General features: G+C 47.7%; 16 protein-coding genes and 1 riboswitch. Of the genes, 11 read left to right on the top strand and 5 right to left on the bottom strand.

Going from position 1 to position 18,680, the window contains the following annotated elements; translation table 11 throughout:
- Nucleotides 1–83 precede the first annotated feature (83 nt).
- On the top strand, nt 84–1,748 hold the full coding sequence (locus ACJJIC_RS09650; protein ID WP_444910114.1) for a SulP family inorganic anion transporter: 1,665 nt from the start codon (nt 84–86) through the stop codon (nt 1,746–1,748).
- Nucleotides 1,749–1,967: 219 nt separating this feature from the next.
- Here the strand turns inward: ACJJIC_RS09650 and pdxH are convergent, their stop codons facing one another.
- Nucleotides 1,968–2,606, bottom strand: coding sequence for a pyridoxamine 5'-phosphate oxidase (gene pdxH / locus ACJJIC_RS09645; protein ID WP_444888478.1), 639 nt, complete (start codon nt 2,604–2,606; stop codon nt 1,968–1,970).
- 277 nt (nt 2,607–2,883) lie between these two features.
- Here pdxH and ACJJIC_RS09640 point away from each other — a divergent pair, with 277 nt between their 5' ends.
- The 8 genes from ACJJIC_RS09640 (at nt 2,884) to ACJJIC_RS09605 (ending at nt 11,805) form a co-directional block, all read left to right on the top strand.
- The gene (locus ACJJIC_RS09640; RefSeq protein ID WP_445356819.1) at nt 2,884–4,512 is read left to right on the top strand and encodes a 5-guanidino-2-oxopentanoate decarboxylase; all 1,629 of its coding nucleotides are present in this window, start codon (nt 2,884–2,886) and stop codon (nt 4,510–4,512) included.
- Between the two features lies 1 nt (nt 4,513).
- Entirely contained in the window at nt 4,514–5,947 is a 1,434-nt protein-coding gene (locus tag ACJJIC_RS09635) for an aldehyde dehydrogenase family protein (protein ID WP_444904296.1), read from the top strand.
- Nucleotides 5,948–6,012: 65 nt separating this feature from the next.
- Nucleotides 6,013–6,141: riboswitch (SAM-I-IV-variant riboswitch) on the top strand.
- Nucleotides 6,142–6,199: 58 nt separating this feature from the next.
- Entirely contained in the window at nt 6,200–6,415 is a 216-nt protein-coding gene (locus ACJJIC_RS09630) for a hypothetical protein (protein ID WP_152454298.1), read from the top strand.
- A gap of 80 nt (nt 6,416–6,495) precedes the next feature.
- Nucleotides 6,496–7,695, top strand: a complete 1,200-nt coding sequence (locus ACJJIC_RS09625; protein WP_444910116.1) for a glycine C-acetyltransferase — start codon at nt 6,496–6,498, stop codon at nt 7,693–7,695.
- Nucleotides 7,696–7,782: 87 nt separating this feature from the next.
- Nucleotides 7,783–8,808: an L-threonine 3-dehydrogenase, zinc-binding type gene (gene tdh, locus ACJJIC_RS09620; RefSeq protein ID WP_444885566.1), complete on the top strand. Its 1,026-nt coding sequence runs from the start codon at nt 7,783–7,785 to the stop codon at nt 8,806–8,808.
- Nucleotides 8,809–8,966: 158 nt separating this feature from the next.
- On the top strand, nt 8,967–9,785 hold the full coding sequence (locus ACJJIC_RS09615) for an AraC family transcriptional regulator (RefSeq protein ID WP_444910117.1): 819 nt from the start codon (nt 8,967–8,969) through the stop codon (nt 9,783–9,785).
- Between the two features lie 118 nt (nt 9,786–9,903).
- Entirely contained in the window at nt 9,904–10,521 is a 618-nt protein-coding gene (locus tag ACJJIC_RS09610) for a LysE family translocator (protein WP_444910118.1), read from the top strand.
- A 372-nt stretch (nt 10,522–10,893) separates the two neighbouring features.
- Nucleotides 10,894–11,805, top strand: coding sequence for an alpha/beta fold hydrolase (locus tag ACJJIC_RS09605; RefSeq protein WP_252085211.1), 912 nt, complete (start codon nt 10,894–10,896; stop codon nt 11,803–11,805).
- A 152-nt stretch (nt 11,806–11,957) separates the two neighbouring features.
- Here ACJJIC_RS09605 and ACJJIC_RS09600 read toward each other — a convergent pair whose 3' ends face one another.
- The 4 genes from ACJJIC_RS09600 to ACJJIC_RS09585 all read right to left on the bottom strand — a co-directional run bounded on the left by ACJJIC_RS09600 (nt 11,958) and on the right by ACJJIC_RS09585 (nt 17,535).
- On the bottom strand, nt 11,958–13,202 hold the full coding sequence (locus ACJJIC_RS09600) for a cation:proton antiporter (protein WP_444910119.1): 1,245 nt from the start codon (nt 13,200–13,202) through the stop codon (nt 11,958–11,960).
- A gap of 589 nt (nt 13,203–13,791) precedes the next feature.
- Nucleotides 13,792–15,075: a hypothetical protein gene (locus tag ACJJIC_RS09595; protein WP_444910120.1), complete on the bottom strand. Its 1,284-nt coding sequence runs from the start codon at nt 15,073–15,075 to the stop codon at nt 13,792–13,794.
- Between the two features lie 346 nt (nt 15,076–15,421).
- Nucleotides 15,422–16,720 carry a condensation domain-containing protein gene (locus tag ACJJIC_RS09590; protein WP_445356818.1) on the bottom strand — a complete coding sequence of 433 codons (1,299 nt, stop codon included), beginning with the start codon at nt 16,718–16,720 and terminating at the stop codon, nt 15,422–15,424.
- Nucleotides 16,721–16,935: 215 nt separating this feature from the next.
- Entirely contained in the window at nt 16,936–17,535 is a 600-nt protein-coding gene (locus ACJJIC_RS09585; protein ID WP_444910122.1) for a LysE family translocator, read from the bottom strand.
- Between the two features lie 134 nt (nt 17,536–17,669).
- On the opposite strand from ACJJIC_RS09585, the gene ACJJIC_RS09580 reads away from it, so the two are divergent.
- Nucleotides 17,670–18,140 (top strand): DUF6841 family protein, encoded by a 471-nt coding sequence (locus ACJJIC_RS09580; protein ID WP_444910123.1) that lies wholly within the window; start codon nt 17,670–17,672, stop codon nt 18,138–18,140.
- Nucleotides 18,141–18,186: 46 nt separating this feature from the next.
- Nucleotides 18,187–18,648 carry a hypothetical protein gene (locus ACJJIC_RS09575; RefSeq protein WP_444898689.1) on the top strand — a complete coding sequence of 154 codons (462 nt, stop codon included), beginning with the start codon at nt 18,187–18,189 and terminating at the stop codon, nt 18,646–18,648.
- Nucleotides 18,649–18,680: the final 32 nt, after the last annotated feature.

The raw sequence follows: 18,680 nt of genomic DNA, 5'->3' as shown, positions 1-18,680 counted from the left end.
GTAGAACAACCCTCCTTCTGGCAGTTCCACATAACTGCCATATCCTTAGAGTCATTCGAAACTCACGAAGAGGCGCGGCCTTGTTGACGGGTAGATTTGAAGGAGTGAACCTCAAAGGGGATCTCTTTGGTGGAGTTACCACAGCCGTGGTTTCGCTACCCATGGCACTGGCGTTTGGGGTTGCTTCCGGGGCAGGAGCCAGTGCAGGGCTGTGGGGGGCCATTCTGATCGGGCTATTTGCCTCCTTGTTTGGGGGTACCCGAACCTTAATCTCTGAGCCTACCGGTGCCATGACAGTAGTAATGGCTGCGGTGATCACCACCATGATGGCAGAGCACCCAGACCAGGGACTGGCAATGGCCTTTACCGTGGTCATCATGGCGGGCATTTTTCAAATTGCTTTGGGGGCGTTAAAGCTTGGCAAATATATTGTCTTGATGCCCTACAGCGTGGTCTCAGGATTTATGTCCGGGGTGGGTATTATTCTGGTAATTTTGCAGATTGGTCCGTTACTCGGCCAACCCACGCCCCCTGGCGGGCCGATGGAAACCGTACAGGAATTGCCGGAGCTAGTCAGAAATACCCACTATGGGGAACTCTTCCTCGGTTTGCTCACCCTCGGAATGCTGTTTTTTTTACCAAAGAAACTCAAACAGCTGGTTCCCCCCCAACTGGTGGCACTAGTCACCATTACCTTGCTTTCCATGGTGTTGTTCGACAACGAAGAGATCCGGCGCATCGGCGAAATTCCCAGTGGCTTGCCCTCCCTGGTTTTACCCGACATCACTTTTGATATGTTGTCCACCATGCTGATTGAAGCGTTGGTGCTCGGCACTCTGGGCTGTCTCGATACCCTGTTAACTGCGGTGATAGCGGACAGCCTGACGCGCAGGGAGCACAACCCCAGCCGGGAATTGATCGGCCAGGGCATCGCCAACACCGTATCCGGTTTGTTTGGCGGGCTGCCCGGCGCGGGTTCCACCATGGGGACCGTGGTGAATATTCAGGTAGGGGCGCGCTCTCCTCTGGCCGGTATAGTGCGTGCGCTGATTCTACTGCTGGTGGTGCTCTGGTTTGCCCCCCTAACGCAGCCGATTCCTATGGCGGTATTAGCCGGTATCGCGGTGTTCGTCGGCATTAATATTCTCGACTGGAGTTATATCCGACGCGTTCACCATCACCAGGTGGCAATATTCCCAACCTTTATTATGTACAGCGTTCTGTTGATGACCGTGTTTGTGGGCCTGATTTACGCCGTGGCCATTGGTGTATTCCTTGTTAATATCATCACCATTGAGCGGCTCAGCCGTATTCAGGAAAAAAGTGTTAAAGCGATTTCCGGTATCGAGGAAGGCGACCCTCTCAATCGGCGGGAACGGGAGATGCTGCGGCAGTCAAAAGGACAGATCCTGTTTTTCTTTTTATCGGGCCCAATGTTGTTTGGGGTATCCAAGGCCATTACCCGACAGCAAGCCGCAGTGGGTAAATTTAAAGTCATCATTATGGATTTAAGTACAGTACCCATGATTGATACAACAGCGGCATTGGCACTGGAAAATACCATGCGTGATGCCATTAGTTTAGGCTGCAAAGTCTATCTGTACTGCCCCAATGAGCCAACACTGGACAGGTTGGAGAAATTACATATCCGGGATTGGATGGACGAGGATTGTTTTGTAGAAAGCCGGGTTGAGGCCCTCATCAAAGGCTTGGACTTTCTCAATCGCGAAGGCGAAAAAAAGGCCTGACCCGCCCTACTAATAAATGCAGTATTTATAGAATAAAACATCTATTTAACCTGCAGCCTTAAAATGACATTTTAATGGGTACGCTTTTTTAATTTGGCAAATATTCATTACCCTTTTCTATTTTGCCTGAATGTAAAATGATAAAAATCAAAGCAAAAAGCGGAGTCATAACCCCGCTCAAATTTTCCACGCCACACTTTAGCTAAAATTCTGCAGCCATTAGGGAGACAAACGATCCAGCGTCCACAAACCGCTATCATCGGCGCGATAAATAAAGCGGTCGTGCAGGCGATTGGCACCACCCTGCCAAAATTCCACCGAGTGTGGCACTACCCGATAACCGCCCCAAAAATCTGGCAGCGGCACTTGTCCATCTGCAAAGCGCGCCTTTTCTTGGTCAAACTGTTTTTGCAGTTCCTCACGGGATGACAGTGGCTGGCTCTGGCGCGAGGCCCAGGAGGCCAGCTGGCTTTCCAGTGGGCGGGACTGGAAATACTGCTCGGCATCCTCACGCGTCACCGACTCCACATTGCCGCTAACAATGACCTGGCGCTCCAGGCTGTGCCAGGGGAACAGCAGGGATACCTGCGGGTTCTTCTCCATATCATGCGCTTTTTTACTCTGCAGGTTTGTGTAAAAAACAAAGCCGCGCTCGTCAAAACCTTTTAGCAATACAATGCGCTGGGAGGGCTGGCCGCTGCTATCGGCCGTGGCCAGACACATGGCACTAGGGTCAGAAAGTTTGGCCGCCAGAGCCTCCTCAAGCCATTCGCGAAACTGCTCCACCGGGGTGGCTTTTAACTCCGAACGGCGCAAACCGCCAAGCAGGTATTCACGACGCCATTGATCGATTTCCATGGTGCTACTTCCTAAGTTATTCAAGCTCAAAATATATCCAGCCAGCTGAAGCAAAGCGATTTTTATTCCAGCTACGCGACAAATCCTCTTGTATCGCAACTCCCTTTACACAAGGAATCTTACGGCTCGGGGGCCAAGTTTCCTGTCGCGATACGGGACGAATCTCAATTTTCCTGCGTATTTCCCCTCGCAGGTGCAGACTCTGCGGGCGCTTGCGTGCTTTTTAGTGGGCCGCTAGGCTCACGGCATTTTTACACAAATAAGGAAAATGGTGGCTATGTCCTCTGCGCCCACATGCGCCCAGGTGCTCATGCGCCTGCTGCGCGACTACCAGGTGGAAAAAGTCTTCGGCATCCCCGGTGTCCACACCATCGAACTGTACCGAGGTCTGCCCGGCAGTGACCTGATGCATATCACTCCGCGCCACGAACAGGGTGCCGCCTTTATGGCGGATGGCTATGCCCGTGCCAGTGGCAAGATTGGTGTCTGCTTCCTGATCACCGGCCCCGGTCTCACCAACGCCGCCACCGCCATGGCGCAAGCCTATTCCGATTCGATTCCCATGCTGGTGATCTCCGCAATCAATCGCCGCGAAGACCTGGGCATGGGCCGCGGTCGCCTACATGAACTGCCGCAACAGAGTGATGCCAGCCGCGGCTTCTGTATCTGGCAGCACACGCTCAGCCAGGCAGAGCAATTACCAGAGGTGATGGCACGGGCATTCCAGCTGCTGCAGTCCAGCCGCCCGGGGCCTGTGCATATCGAAATCCCCATCGACCTGTTCCCGGCTCCCATGCCCGGCCAACTGGAAGACTACAAAGCTGCACCAGCCGCTATGGCCCCGGCGGCAAATAGCGCTGCTATCGCCACGGCCGCCGAATGGCTGCAATCCGCCCAGCGCCCGGTCATCCTCCTCGGCGGCGGTGCCCAGAGCGCCGGCGAAGCGGCTACCCAAATTGCTGAAAAAATTGCGGCCCCGGTATTTCTGTCTCTGGCAGCCAAGGGCGTTGTAGATGAACGCCATCCACTGTGTGGCGGTGCCAACCTGAGTTTCGATTGTGTACGCAACCGCGTGGAGAATGCGGATGTGGTTCTGGCCGTGGGCACCGAACTCTCTGAAACCGATCGCAACCTGGTGCGGGACGATTACGCCTTCTCCGGCAAACTGATTCGTATCGATATAGATGCTGCACAGCTGGTATGCAACGCCCAACCGGATCTGGCGATCTGTGCTGACGCCAAAGAGAGCCTGCAACAATTGGAAGCCGCCCTGATCCAACGCGATGCAACAGCAGGCGAACATTCTGAAAAAGAGGTTTCCCAGTTACTGAAAGACTGCCGCAAAGAATGGTGGGATGGCTCAGAACAACGCTTCCCCTGGGTTGAGGCCCTGCGCGAAGCCCTGCCGGAAAACGGTATCCTGGTGACAGACTCCACCCAGCTGGCCTATAACACTAACCACGCCCTGCCCCTATATCATCCGCGTAGCCATGTGACCTGTACTACCGGTTATGGCACCCTGGGCTTCGCCCTGCCTGCGGCAGTTGGCGCCAAGCTCTCTAGCGAGCGGGATGTAATCGCCCTGATCGGCGATGGCGGCCTGATGTTTACCCTGGGCGAATTGGCAGTGGCTGTTGAGCAACGTTTACCTCTGCCTATCCTGGTATGGAATAACGCCGGCTACGGAGAAATCCGCGACTTTATGGATGCGGCGGAAGTGCCGCAGGAAGGTGTAAACCTGCGCACCCCGGATTTTGTTGCCCTGGCCAAGGCCTTTGGTGCCGAGGGCTGTCGTATCGACCAGCCCGGCCAATTGGCGCAAGCAGTAGCCGATGCCCTGGGCCGCCAGACCCCAACCCTGATCGAAATCAGCGCGCCTTCAGGCGCAGAACAAATGGAAGCGTGACATGACAGATCTCAGCAAACTGCCCACGGGCAAGCTGTTTATTAACGGCGAATGGCGCGAGCCTCTGGGTACCGGGACTCACCCGGTGATCAACCCGGCCACCGAAGAATTCATCTGCCAAGTGGCCGAAGGCTCGGCCGAAGATGTGGATCTCGCCGTGGAAGCCGCGCGCCAAGCCTTCCACAGCTGGCGCAACAGCACCGCACAGATGCGCCGCGAACTGCTCAACGCCATTGCCGACGGTATGGAAAAACGCAAGGAAGATCTGGTTCAGGCCGTGTCCCAGACACTCGGCTGCCCCGAACATATCACCCGCTGGTTGCATGTGGATGGCCCTATCTATGCCATGCGCTACTACGCCGAGCGCACCGCGGAAATGGAAAAAACAGAGAAGGCCGGCCATTCCGTTCTATTCCGCGAGCCCGTGGGCGTGTGCGGTTTTATCACTCCCTGGAACTACCCTCTGCACCAGTTTGTGGGCAAAGTGGCTCCGGCCCTGGCCGCCGGCTGCACCATGATCACTAAACCCGCTGAAATCACGCCGCTGCAGGATTTTGTGATGGCGGAAATTATTGAAGAGGCCGGTGTCCCCGCCGGCGTCTTCAACTTGGTACCCGGTGCTGGCTCCGAAGTGGGTGCGGCGCTCTCTGCCCATCCCGGTATCGATATGGTCTCCTTCACCGGTTCCACTCGCGCCGGTGTGGAAGTGGCCAAGGCCGCTGCGCCCACGGTGAAGCGCGTAACCCAGGAATTAGGTGGTAAGTCCCCTCTGATTATCACCCCCGATGCAGATCTGGAAGCCGCCGTACGCTGGGGCTGCGAAGATGTGTTTATCAACAGTGGCCAAACCTGTACCGCCCTCACCCGTATGCTGGTACCTGCCGAACGCTATGACGAAGCGGTAGAAATCGCCCGCCAGGTCGCCGAAGACATCGCCATGGGCACCAATGAAAATGCCTTTATGGGCCCACTCTCTTCCGCGCGCCAGCGCGAGATAGTGCGCGGCTATATCCAGAAGGGTATCGACGAGGGTGCACGCCTGGTCACTGGCGGCGCCGAGGTGCCCTCTGGGCTGGAGAAGGGCTTTTATGTGAAGCCCACAGTATTTGCCGATGTACACAACGATATGAGCATCGCCCGCGAAGAGATCTTTGGCCCTGTGACCTGCCTGATCCCTTACAAGGATATGGATGAGGCAATTACCATCGCCAATGACACCGAATACGGCTTATCCAGCGGTGTTTGGGCAAAGGATGCAGAGAGCGCCATGCCTCTGGTGCGCCGCATCGAGGCAGGCCTATGTTTCGTCAATGGCGGCGAGTTTAATTACGACGCACCCTTTGGCGGCTACAAGCGCTCTGGCAACGGGCGCGAATTTGGCGAGGCCGGCCTCGGCGAGTTTATAGAACTGAAATCTGTGCAACTGCCGGCATAAACTTCTGCACCGCCTGCAATCGTGGGCGGTGCAGTTGACTGCCAATCCCCTCCCCGCTATCTTTGCTCGCACATCACGAGAGTGGCTGACGCCAACGCCAACCTGCCGACCGGGGCAAGGTGGTTCTCTCTCTGCTGGCACACCAAAGCCTGCGGGGAGGATGGGGCTCTACAAGAGCAATCCAACCGGATTAGCGAATACCCTTTCGCCGCTTCCACGTCAGCCCTCCAAAGTTTTACCCTTGGAGGGACCATGTCCGAATCACCGTTATCCAGTAAAGACGTTATAGAAATTCAAATTGCCAACCAACGCAGCCGCACCGCGGTAAGAGCCGTGAGACGGGCCGATCGGCAATTGTTGTGGCAACTACTGTTCGACACCGCGGAAGAAGCTTTAAAATTCGCCACCAGCTGCCGTGCCAGCGAGCAGCCAATCACTGCCCACAAGGCCTGCGAGCTGGCGGGATAAACGAGAATCCAGTGGCGCCATTTTGATTCGCGCCAGATACCTAGTGCCACGAGCACCCGACAGGAGCTAAAAACAATATCATGTCCAAGCCAGAACAATTCTTTGAGCACCTGCGCAACGAGCTAAAACAAATCGAAGCCGACGGCCTCTATAAGCGGGAGCGGATCATTACCTCCCAGCAGGCCGCCGAGATACAGGTGAACAACGACACCCAGGTACTGAACTTCTGTGCCAATAACTACCTGGGCCTGGCCGATCACCCGGACCTGATCAAAGCCGCCAAAGAAGGCCTGGACCAGTACGGTTTCGGTATGGCCTCAGTGCGCTTTATCTGTGGTACCCAGGACATCCACAAGGCACTGGAATCGCGCCTGTCAGAATTCCTACACACCGAAGACACCATCCTCTACACCTCCTGTTTTGATGCCAATGGTGGCCTTTTCGAAACCCTGCTGGGTCCAGAGGATGCAATAATCTCCGATGCCCTGAACCACGCTTCAATTATTGACGGCGTTCGTCTGTGTAAGGCCAAGCGCTACCGCTACGCCAACAACAATATGGCGGAGTTGGAGAAACAGCTACAGGCAGCTGACGCCGAAGGCGCCAAAACCAAGCTGATCGCCACCGATGGTGTCTTCTCCATGGATGGTGTGATCGCCGACCTAAAAGCGATTTGCGATCTGGCTGACCGCTACAATGCCCTGGTGATGGTCGACGACTCCCACGCGGTAGGCTTCCTCGGTGAACACGGCCGCGGCACCCACGAATACTGTGATGTCATCAATCGTATCGATATTATTACTGGCACTCTGGGCAAGGCCCTGGGCGGTGCTTCCGGCGGTTTCACCTCTGGCCGCAAGGAAATTATCGATCTGCTGCGCCAGCGCTCTCGCCCCTACCTGTTCTCCAACTCAGTAGCCCCAGCTATTGTCACTGCCTCCCTGAAAGTGCTCGATATGCTAATGGAAGGTGGCGAACTGCGGGAGCAGTTACGCGAAAACTCTGCGTATTTCCGCAAGCGCATGTCCGAAGCTGGCTTCACCCTGGCCGGTGCCGACCATCCAATTATTCCGGTCATGATCGGCGATGCCGCTCTGGCTCAGAAAATGGCAGACAAGATGCTGGAGCGCGGCATTTATGTAGTGGGCTTCTTCTACCCTGTAGTACCTAAAGGCCAAGCCCGTATTCGCACCCAGATGTCTGCGGCACACACTCACGAGCAGCTCGATCAGTGCATTGATGCCTTCATTGAAGTGGGCCGCGAGCTGAAAATTATTTAATTCCCAAATAATCGCCGCGCTGTCTAACAACGGATCAATCCTATTGCCAGATGGTGCTGCGCCTTTCTTTTTGTAGTTTTAATGACAATGAAAGCACTTTCTAAACTGAAGTCTGAAGTGGGTATTTGGCTTACCGATGTGGAAATCCCCGAGCCGGGCCATAACGACCTGCTGATCAAAATTCACAAAACCGCCATCTGCGGCACCGACATGCATATTTATAACTGGGATGAGTGGTCGCAAAAGACCATCCCAGTGCCCATGGTAGTGGGACACGAATATGTGGGTGAAGTCGTTGGTATGGGTCAGGAAGTTGCCGGTTTTGAAGTGGGCGACCGCGTTTCCGGCGAAGGGCATATCACCTGTGGCCACTGTCGCAACTGCCGCGCAGGCCGCCGCCACCTTTGCCGCAACACTTACGGTGTTGGTGTAGACCGCCAGGGCGCTTTTGCCGAATACTTGGTTATTCCGGCATTAAACGCTTTTAAAATTCCAGACAATATTTCTGATGAGCTGGCCTCCATTTTTGACCCCCTCGGTAACGCCGTACACACCGCCCTCTCTTTCGATCTGGTGGGCGAAGATGTATTGATCACCGGCGCCGGTCCTATCGGCATTATGGCCGCAGCAGTCGCCAAACATGTTGGCGCACGCCATGTGGTCATCACTGATATCAACGAATATCGCCTGGATCTGGCCCGCAAGATGGGGGCCACCCGTGCCGTGAATGTCTCCAAGGAAAACCTTAAAGATGTGATGACAGAATTGGGCATGAGCGAAGGCTTCGATGTGGGCTTGGAAATGTCCGGGGTTCCCGTTGCCTTCCGCGATATGCTCGAGGCAATGAACCACGGTGGCAAGATCGCCATGCTCGGTATTCCCGCCGGCGAAATGGCTATTGACTGGAGCCAGGTCATCTTCAAAGGTTTGATCATAAAAGGGATCTACGGCCGCGAAATGTTCGAGACCTGGTACAAGATGGCCAGCCTGATTCAATCCGGTCTGGACCTGACCCCGATTATTACCCACCAGTTCCCTATCGACGATTTCCAGAAAGGCTTCGACACCATGGGCTCTGGTGAGTCCGGCAAAGTGATCCTCAACTGGCAATAACTATTGCTCTTGGCCGTGGATAACTCCACGGCCTTACCTCCCACTTTCCCCTCTACTGAAAAGATTCTTTGCCCAGCTCTTCCTCTTTTTGTATCTTGTAATGCTCGCTGCTGAAACAGCTGTATTGATAAATAAGAACTGATGAATTAGACCTATAGATGCAAAAGGAATTTTCGGCGATTTGGCGTAGCCCAAAACACAGTGGCATAGAACTATTTCATGCACACTTTCGCAGTTTTGCCTTTAATAAACATTGGCACGATGAATTAGCCATTGGCATTATCCAGGCAGGCGCGGAGAAATTAGATTATCGCGGGCAAAGTAATATCATCCCCCAGGGGAACATTGTCGCCATTAACCCCGGTGAAATACATACAGGTTACAGCGGTAGCGAGCAAGGCTGGCATTACCGGATGTTTTATTTTGATACAAAGCTGGTTACACAAATATTGCGGCAACATAGTAGCCCTGGTAAAACTCCGATGCCTTTCCTTAAGGGCCCTATTATTCATGATCCTGAGCTTTTCAAGCTACTCTTTCAACTTCACTGTAGCCTGAATGGTACTCACTTACCGCTTGCCGTAGATAGCCTTTTAACGTTGGCGCTTACCAAGCTATTCGCCAATCATGGCGACCAGAACCTCAGCCCTCGAAATACAAAAGATATCTCAGCCGCAATAAAAATCCGCAACTATTTGTGTGATCACTGGCAATACAACGTAACGCTTGAGCAACTATGTCAGCTCACGGAAATGAGCCAATACCAATTAATCCGCTGCTTTAGCAAGCACTATGGTATAGCTCCCCATCAATTTTTGGTCCTTTACAAAATTCATCAGGCCCGCCTTTTGCTACAACAAGGACTAAATGCTGCCACAGTAGCATCCGAGTGTGGTTTCTTTGATCAAAGCCATATGAGTAGAAACTTCAAAAAGACTTTTGGTATTACTCCTGGGCGTTATCTAAAATCGATATAGCGCAATTTTATACAAGATAGTAATAGCTTCTCTCTATAGACTCATCCCTCACCGCCAGTAAAGCTGTTTCCACAACCCTCAACTGGTAACTTCTGAATGTTTGGCATAGGTACGTCTTATGAGTATGAAATTTGTTCTCGCGTGGATGGCTGTTATGTTTCCGCTCATCTTTAGCCCTGGTCCTGCCAATATCACCTTCGCTGCAGCCGGTGCAAGCTTGGGTATCCGCAGGTCATTGCCACTAATGGCCGGAATAGATTTTATTTTTATTGTGAAAGGGTTCTTAGTTGGCTTTGGCTTAATGACTTGGTTAACCAACTACCCTGTTGCCTTAAGAGTACTTCAGGCTGGCGGTGTTATCTATTTAATCTATCTCGCTTATCATTTCGCCAAACCTAAGTCACCACTGAGCCAGGGTGAAGCGCCGAAGATTTCAATATGGAATGGAATGTTGATTCAAATTCTAAACGTTAAAGGCTGGATTATAACATTTACCATGTTTTCTATCTTTGCGCCCAACCTTCAGCACGAACCCACCACAACCATCCTATTACTAATCGCACTAATGACTATCCTTAATCTATCAACACACCTCTGCTGGATTGTATTCGGAAGTGCACTCGCAAAATTCGCTACTAATGATAGAAGCCAAAGAGTACAGGGAATGCTATTTTCTTTGAGCTTGCTCTCAGTGGCGTTATGGATAGCATTAGACAATCCAATTATGTTGATCTAAAAAATAGTGATTGGCAATTAAATACTTTAGACACGAAAAACAACACTGGCTGGCATTGGCAACCTAGCAATATGCTCATAACATATCTAGTGAACCCGGCATCCTTTCTCTGCAAGTTAGCAGAAATTCAACATCTTCTCTTGAGGAAATATTATGTGCCAAAATAGGTCCATATCATACATTCCAATTTGATAGCCTTTACAGCCCTGTTAGTATTGAAGGATTATACAAACTTCAAACAACTAAATCGTTGACTCAAAATTTCTAACCAATGTGGATATCAATCAAATGGGCTGGTCAATGAATGATCAATATCCTACTGAGCAACATCGATTTTTCAGTTAAGTAATTATAATCACTACAACCAATACAATGAATTTAACTTCCATTACCCATACACTTTTCACGCTTGGAACTTTTGCTGAAAGAAAAATATCGGGCCTAAAGCTCAAAAAAATTGAAATTGAAGAGGGGGAAATTAGTTACTTGCAGGGTGGGTCAGGCACACCGCTCGTTCTCTTACATGGTTTCGGGGCTGACAAAGATAACTGGGTTCGCTTAGCCAGATATTTAACCCCACACTTTCAGATCATTGCTCCCGATTTACCTGGATTTGGAGAGAGCTTTAAAGATCCAGATTTAAACTATGATGTCCTACCCCAAACTCAACGCCTGAACAGCTTTGTGAATGCAATGGGTTTAGAGCACTTTCACCTTGCGGGCAATTCAATGGGTGGATACATAGCTGGAAACTATGCTGTAGAGTTTCCAGAAAAGATAAATAGCTTATGGCTTTTAAACCCTCTTGGAGTGGAAAGTTCACCCAGCAGTCCAATGTTTGAGCAAATTTTACGCGATGAATTACCTGTTATTCTGTCCAAGAACAGAGAGGAGTATGAATCGCTATTAGATAATGTTTTCCACAAAAGACCTTTTATACCAGGCTTTGCAATATCAGAGCTATCAAAAATAGCTGAAAATAACTTTTCACTGTACCAAAAGATATTTAAAGACATTCATCAGATAAAAGATGGAAGTATCAAATTTTCATCTCCACTAGAGGGAAGATTAAAGGGCTTTTCCAAGCCTACTTTAATTACCTGGGGCGATAAGGATAGGATACTTCATCCTAGCGCAGGCACAATCCTATCAAGAGAAATTATTAACTCCCAACTACAGCTGATCAAAGACATTGGGCATTTACCAATGCTTGAATCTCCGAAAACTACAGCCGACCAGTTTATCTCATTCAAATCATCCCTGCCTGAAGCAGACTCTTACTAAAAGCCGCCATAACATAAATAGAAAAGCACAACAGCAAATGATAAACCTCAAATCACGACACAATTAAGCAGAAATATCATCAATATCTCTCAAACTTTTTCCCAGATTACTCCTGCCTGAAAATCGGACAGAAAACATCCAGTAGTTAAGCTTTAGATATCCAGCTTTCTGATTAAACGCCCGCTGGTAGTTCCTTGCACTAGCAAGGAAAAAAGTACTACACCAAAAACCATAGATTGGATAGTCCACCAGTAGGGCAATTCAACGGGAAGAGAAAGTACCAGGGCTACAGCAATCACTCCACGCAACCCTCCCCAACTCATCAGCAGTCGCCAAGACTTTGGAATTGGCGGACCTACGAAGCGCGTTAATGGTGCTACCAGCACCACCGACAGGGCCCGAGCGCCCAGTGCTGCGGCCGTGGCAATTAACATCGCCAACCATTGATGGGTAAACATTTCGAAAGTAATGACCAACCCCATGATCACAAAGATAATTGAAGTAAAGAGAAGCCCCAACCACTCCCAAGTGGTTTCTGCATCTACCAGATAGGTTTTCCTTTGTTTTCGCAAGCAGGCTCTAGCCACTATGGCACAGGTCATAACAGAAATAATACCAGATACATGCAAAATGCTTTCCGCAAGGTAAAAGCTACCAAAAGCCACAATCACTAGAGTCATTAATGCTGCACTTGGTGTTCGTAGGAACAAAATAACCAGTGTTGTCAGCAACCCCAAGATCAAGCCTACAGCAACGCCACCAAAGAATATCATGCAGAAATACAGCGTTACTGAACTAACACTCAGCGATGGAGCCTCAGCGCTTACACCTGTCCCCTGTACAATTGAGTAAGTGGCCAGCCCTAGGACCAGAGAATAAAGGACTACTGCTGCGGCATCATTAAATAAGCTTTCCCCTTCAATAAGAGAAAGTAAATCTTCCCCAGTTTTTTCTTGTCGCAACTTATTCACTACCGCTACAGGATCGGTAGCCGCCAGAATAGCACCAGTCAACAATGCCGCTATCCAGGGAAATCCCGCCGGATGGCCAATTCCATAATAGGTAATTGCTGCGATCAGGAAGGCACAAATGACTAGCCCTAGAGTCGAAAATAATAGAATCGGACCAATCCAGCGCTTTAAAATCCTTGGCTCAAGCTGCCAAGCAGACTCAAAAATTAGAACGGGCAAAATCACAAAAAAAACCAATTCCCTTAAGCTGGTTGCCCTCAACCCTGTATCATAATCGATTACCGGTAACAGAAAAGCAGCCAATACACCAGCCAATAAGCATCCTAGTGTATTATCAATTCTTAATATCCGGGAAATACCCAAACCAATGATTGCTGCCACAGCCAAATAGAGCCCTTGCCCTACAATGACAACCACATCATTCACAAGTTTACTCTCCAGTGGAATGTACTATCACCCATCTCTTCAGAAGGATACAACCTTGTGCCATCATCTGTATAAAGCACTATGAAATTAACTCTTTCCCGCCAGCTAATTAATAAACTCCTAAATAACCACAAGGCCTTAGCTACATATGATTTGATGACTTTGATCAATTTGTAAAAATTCCTAGCAATCACAATTTATTAGGGTCGATAACTCATCAAAAATGCCGATAAAGTTCATGACTAATATTCATCCAACCGAACCACATCACAAGGATCTCTCACCCTGTCGGACAATATTACTCAATAGAAAGTCAGCACTAGTACTGCTCAGAGGTTTGATGCTCCCCCGCTTAGAAAGTGAAATTTGGCCCCCAAAATCCGACCCGACAGTCACCCTCTTAGAGTTAGTATCTTGGGAATGCCGCTCGAGAAAAAATGGCTCTAAGTGCATGTTTGAGCCCTACATTGGTGGAAGTTGTCGTATAGAAAGGCTACACAATCAGTATTCAGTATAGGAGAAAGGGGGGAAATGAACGGCAATATATCAATTTAAAAATTGAACAAACAAGGGTTCATCAGTTCAGACCTCATGAGGAACAAACAAGCTCTTGCAATAACTCCATATACTGATCAGCCATAGCTTTCGCACTATTTTTACTAATAAGTGGCTCACAATACCCAAAAACAAATACCCCATTTTGATTGGTAGTATAGGCAATCACCATCATAGGGTAGTGACCATGATTTTGAACAAGCATACCAGCAGCTATATCAAAATATTTCAATTCACCACACAATCCTCTCATACTGCCTAAATTGGAAACACAAATGCCCGCTGGAAATGACTCTCTTTTATGGGAGTATTCATTTGCAGCTTGCATGATATCTTTTAGCCTGCAACTAGACTCAAAAATCAAGCCTTTCAACTCGCTGGGGTTAAATCTTTCATTCAAATTATTTTGTATTTCTATGGCCAAGTCCAAAACTCCCACACCAGAATTGTGCGGTGAAACTTCCACAGTTGTTATCGCGGTAAAGGCCCCAATAACATTTAAACCTATCTTTGGTTTACACAGACCACGTACATCCATTGGCAATACGATCTCTGTCCATGGACGATGATTGGCCAACTGCTGAGATGAAACAACTGCCAAAGCACTGAACAGCGCAGTAAAACTTATTTTTTTCTCTTTGATTATTAAGGCTAATTTTTCTACATCATCGAAACATAAAGTACGCAGGATTGCTCTACTTTGACGCCTGGCCAAGTCTGCGGTTTGCTCGACCGGCCATGCAAGATAGTCCTTACCTGGTAGAAGCAGATGATCACCACCACTGTACCCCGCTTCCTTGAGATATTCCTCTATAGGCTTATATAATGGCAGCGGCTCTAGCTCTAGGTTTCCACCTTTATTCAAATATAAATCTAGATAAAAGAACAAGACCATTATTGATCTACCGTCAATAGCCGCATGATTTGCAACTAAGGAAATCCATTCCACACACTGGTTATTACCAATGTAAAGTGTAATCATATAAGTATACTTTTCTATATCTATAATTTTTTTAGACTGCCTCACATACTCCAACTCAAAATTGAAACCATGATCAAGAACATAAATTTCTAAAGGGATTGAGCTAAAGTCCACATTACAATGCCATTCGAAATTCGCCCCCAATTTAACCCTTGCTCTCAACATAGGATGCAAATGGTGCACCCAGGCCAGCCCGTCTTGCAAAGTCTTCACATTTAATGGTTGAAGTACCTTAATAAAGGAGACAATTTGAGTCCCCCCATGACACTCCCTGGCAAACTCGACCATCAAGGCCTCGACCGCACCTAACTCTCGTGAATATGGCTCTGATTGCATAGCTTCAATCCTGCACAGATGTAAATCACAAGTTAAGATGACTATTCAATTAGTATAGAAAAAGTAAATAGATTACTTAATATCGACACACCAAAACGTATTTTCATTTAAAATTCTTTAAACAAAAAGAGACCGATATCCAAGGTGCAGTCAATATACCTGTAAACCCTTAAATCTATTCATCTACAATCAATAGCCTATCTAACCTCTACTGTCGGCAATCACCGCAAACTTGAGAAACCTTATACTCTGGAAACAACTCAAATGAGAGTGAAAAACTGGGGGATTCAGGAATGCATCTATTAACTATAAACTTAGGAAGAACTGCTATACTTTTAAAGCAGCTTTATTCAACAGCATAACCATTGGAAAAATCGGTAATTAATTCCATGTAAGTTTTCACATATTTAAGGGCACTACCACTACTAACAAGCGGCTCGCAATAGCCAAAAACAAAAAACTCCTGCTCATTTAGTGTATAGGTAACCAGCATTATGGGATGTGCTCCATGATTCTGAACCGTCATAACTAGGCCAAAATCGAAGAACTTCAGTGGACCTGTGATCTCATGCACATCCCCCATATTAGAAACACAAATTCCTGAAGAGAAGTGATTTTTTGGGGAGGCAGCACTTTTGGCCAGGTTTTCGATTTCACTGGGGATGAAATTAGGCTCTATTGGCGACTCATAAAAAATTCCACTTTTTAATTGAAAAAAGACTTTTTTTTGAATCAAGCGCGCAAGGCTAAGCAGATCAAGGCTGGTATCCTCTGGGGATAAAGATAAAGTTATCGTAGTTGTACACTCACCCACAACCTCTTTATCTATAAGAGGTTTACATAATTGTTGAGCGTTTATAGGTAACATCAATTCCACCTTGGGCTGGAAGCTTGGAAGTGAGCGTGCAGCCAGAATAGCAACAGCACTATAGATCGATGTAGCCTGAATGTTTTTCTGCCGAAAAAGTAGATGCAAGCGGTCATAATTTTTTTTGGGAAGAACTTGATAAACAGAACATCCTCTTCGATATGTGGCCGCTACTGCTTTCTCTACTGGCCATTTTAGGGGCGCGCAATCATTAATTCTTTCAGTCAGCTGTGATCTTTTAATATTTTTCCTTGAGTAAACATATTCCACCACTGATTTGTCCATTATGGAAGCAGAAGTTTTATTTCTTTCATGCCCTCTCAAGTACCTATCCAGATCACGAATCAAGATCAATACTGAACGCCCATCAATAGCTGCATGACTTACAATGAAAGCAACCCAAATTACATTATCATTTTTGTCAAGGTAAACGTTCAAACGATAGCTATACTTATCTAATTCAATTTTTTTTATTGCCAAGCGCTTAAACTCTACTTGATAACATATAGAGGGTGTATTTTTATGAATCTCAATAGGAATATCTTCAAAATCCACATCACAAAACCAATGCGCATAAGCCATTTTTTCTATACGAGAACGCAGCATAGGGTGCAGGTTATGTAAGTACTTCATCCCCTTTAATAGCCTTTCAACGCCTAAGGGCTTACAAGCCCTAAAGAAGACAAGCAGCTGTACCGCACCATTAGACTTTTCGGCCAACTCCATGAAAAGTGATTCTTGAGCCCCAAGCTTACGAAAAGGTTTTGTTTTTTTCATAGCAGTCTCGCCCCTAAAGGGAGGTTACTGCCAATTAGTATAGAAAAGAAATAATATAAGGCTTAATCATAAATCAATATCCCATCCCGGCTTCCCTATGTCATTGCGAGCATCAATCTCACAGGGTTAGAAACCACAATCAATGAATATATGTAACGATATGGTCGCAAGAGATCCGGCTCACCAGTCAAGCCAAGCACCTTAGCTGTAAGGCGCTATTTTTCAAGAAATTGACTGTATAGTAGATAGATTGCGGAAGTTGCTAACAATGCCCCCATCACTCTATTAAATATTTTAATTCTCACTTCAGTCCCTAACACCAGCCTGATTCTATCCCCCATAAGAGCCCAGGCGGTTAACGACAAATAACAGACAAAAAAATAAATCCCCACAAAATAAAATAAACTGTTACTCTGAGGGCTTGAAAACAAGGCAACACCAGATACACAGGCAATCCATGCCTTTGGATTTAACCATTGCAGAAGAAACCCCTCATGGAAGCGCGGCAGGGTACGTTCAGCAACAGCTATCTCTTCCGTGGGCCCGCTGGCAACCTTGTACCCTAGATAGATGACATAGAGTGATCCAGCGATAGCAAGATACTGCAACACCTGTGGATAACGCTCCAGTACCTGGTAAAGTCCAAAGCCGATCATGGCAAGCAGTAAGGTAAATCCTATTGTCGCCCCAGATACAAATGGAATGGTACGAGCAAAACCATACTGCACTCCAGATGAGACGATTACCATGTTTACAGGCCCTGGCGTAATCGACATAGTGAGCGAAAACCCAAACATCGCTAAGAACAAGGACATATTTACACTCGAATATTATTTAATTTATCATCTTAAAAGAATGATTGTTATTGGGACGCAATCAAGATAAATAAGCGCTACTGAGAATGGCGAACCCTAAGAGAGTTACCCCAACTTAACTAAAGGAAATCAAGTTGAAAAGAATTATTCTCCTAGCAATCTTGCTCATGTGTACCAGCTTTCAATCACTCGCAGAGCCCACAGTCGAAGAACATATCACAGGCTTCATTAATGAATTTTCTTCGAACAACATAAAAGGCTCCGCATCTCACTTCTTCACAGAATCACCTCACTTTATCTTTGGCCCACACATTTTAACCCCACAAGATTCAGCACAAGTAGAAGAAGTACTATCTAAAATACGTGATGGTCTAGCCAAGCGAGGTTATAAAAATTCTGAGATCCTTGAGTTTAAGTCTTTCTTTCAGAATGAGAATATGTCAGTTACAACAATACTGCTTAAACGCTACAGCTCAGAAAGACAGGTTCTGGATCATCAATGCAGCACTTATACATTGGCCAAGACTGAAGAAGGGTGGAAAATCTTATCCTGGCTCCCTTCCGAGCCAGAAAGTAATACAAAATGTTTTACAGGTAAAAGTTAAACAATAAAACAGTAGTAGCCCCTAAAAAACCTAGAGGGATTTAGAAATGAGATCTCATAGTGAAATCAGAGTGCTTCTTACAGAATTGTATCAAGTGATTTCTGGCCCAGAAGGATTCAAGCGCGACTGGAAAAAACAATTATCGCTATTCACACCTTACGCTAAAGTCATTCGAACCTCTTTAGATGGTGAAGGTAATCCCCAGGCGCTGGTCATGAATATCCAGGATTACCCTGAAAATTTTCAGAGGGTGGTTGGAGATGCCGCTTTTTATGAGGTAGAAATTCACAATATTATTGAGTCTTTCGGCAATATCGCTCACGCATTCAGTAGTTACGAAGCCTGGAGAGATAGTGATAAAACCCAGTTTATCAAGCGGGGGATAAACAGCATTCAGCTTTATCACGATGGGCATTCATGGAAAATAGTCAATATGATTTGGGATGATGAGCGGCCCGGACTAACCATGCCACCTAAATATAACCCCGAGACCGAAAGTGTCTCGTAATCCCAAATTGGCCCCAGAATAATTGATATCTC

This window comes from Microbulbifer mixtoriginis (SeqCode) (assembly GCF_052468275.1).
Note: the sequence above shows the minus strand (reverse complement) of the source record. Positions and strands in the feature narration are given on the sequence as shown.

Bases quoted from the DNA above. Each gene is read 5' to 3' on its own strand.
- pdxH (WP_444888478.1), bottom strand. From the start codon at position 2,606: ATGGAAATCGATCAATGGCGTCGTGAATACCTGCTTGGCGGTTTGCGC.
- ACJJIC_RS09640 (WP_445356819.1), top strand. From the start codon at position 2,884: ATGTCCTCTGCGCCCACATGCGCCCAGGTGCTCATGCGCCTGCTGCGC.
- ACJJIC_RS09635 (WP_444904296.1), top strand. From the start codon at position 4,514: ATGACAGATCTCAGCAAACTGCCCACGGGCAAGCTGTTTATTAACGGC.
- ACJJIC_RS09630 (WP_152454298.1), top strand. From the start codon at position 6,200: ATGTCCGAATCACCGTTATCCAGTAAAGACGTTATAGAAATTCAAATT.
- ACJJIC_RS09625 (WP_444910116.1), top strand. From the start codon at position 6,496: ATGTCCAAGCCAGAACAATTCTTTGAGCACCTGCGCAACGAGCTAAAA.
- tdh (WP_444885566.1), top strand. From the start codon at position 7,783: ATGAAAGCACTTTCTAAACTGAAGTCTGAAGTGGGTATTTGGCTTACC.
- ACJJIC_RS09615 (WP_444910117.1), top strand. From the start codon at position 8,967: ATGCAAAAGGAATTTTCGGCGATTTGGCGTAGCCCAAAACACAGTGGC.
- ACJJIC_RS09610 (WP_444910118.1), top strand. From the start codon at position 9,904: ATGAGTATGAAATTTGTTCTCGCGTGGATGGCTGTTATGTTTCCGCTC.
- ACJJIC_RS09605 (WP_252085211.1), top strand. From the start codon at position 10,894: ATGAATTTAACTTCCATTACCCATACACTTTTCACGCTTGGAACTTTT.
- ACJJIC_RS09595 (WP_444910120.1), bottom strand. From the start codon at position 15,075: ATGCAATCAGAGCCATATTCACGAGAGTTAGGTGCGGTCGAGGCCTTG.
- ACJJIC_RS09590 (WP_445356818.1), bottom strand. From the start codon at position 16,720: ATGAAAAAAACAAAACCTTTTCGTAAGCTTGGGGCTCAAGAATCACTT.
- ACJJIC_RS09585 (WP_444910122.1), bottom strand. From the start codon at position 17,535: ATGTCCTTGTTCTTAGCGATGTTTGGGTTTTCGCTCACTATGTCGATT.
- ACJJIC_RS09575 (WP_444898689.1), top strand. From the start codon at position 18,187: ATGAGATCTCATAGTGAAATCAGAGTGCTTCTTACAGAATTGTATCAA.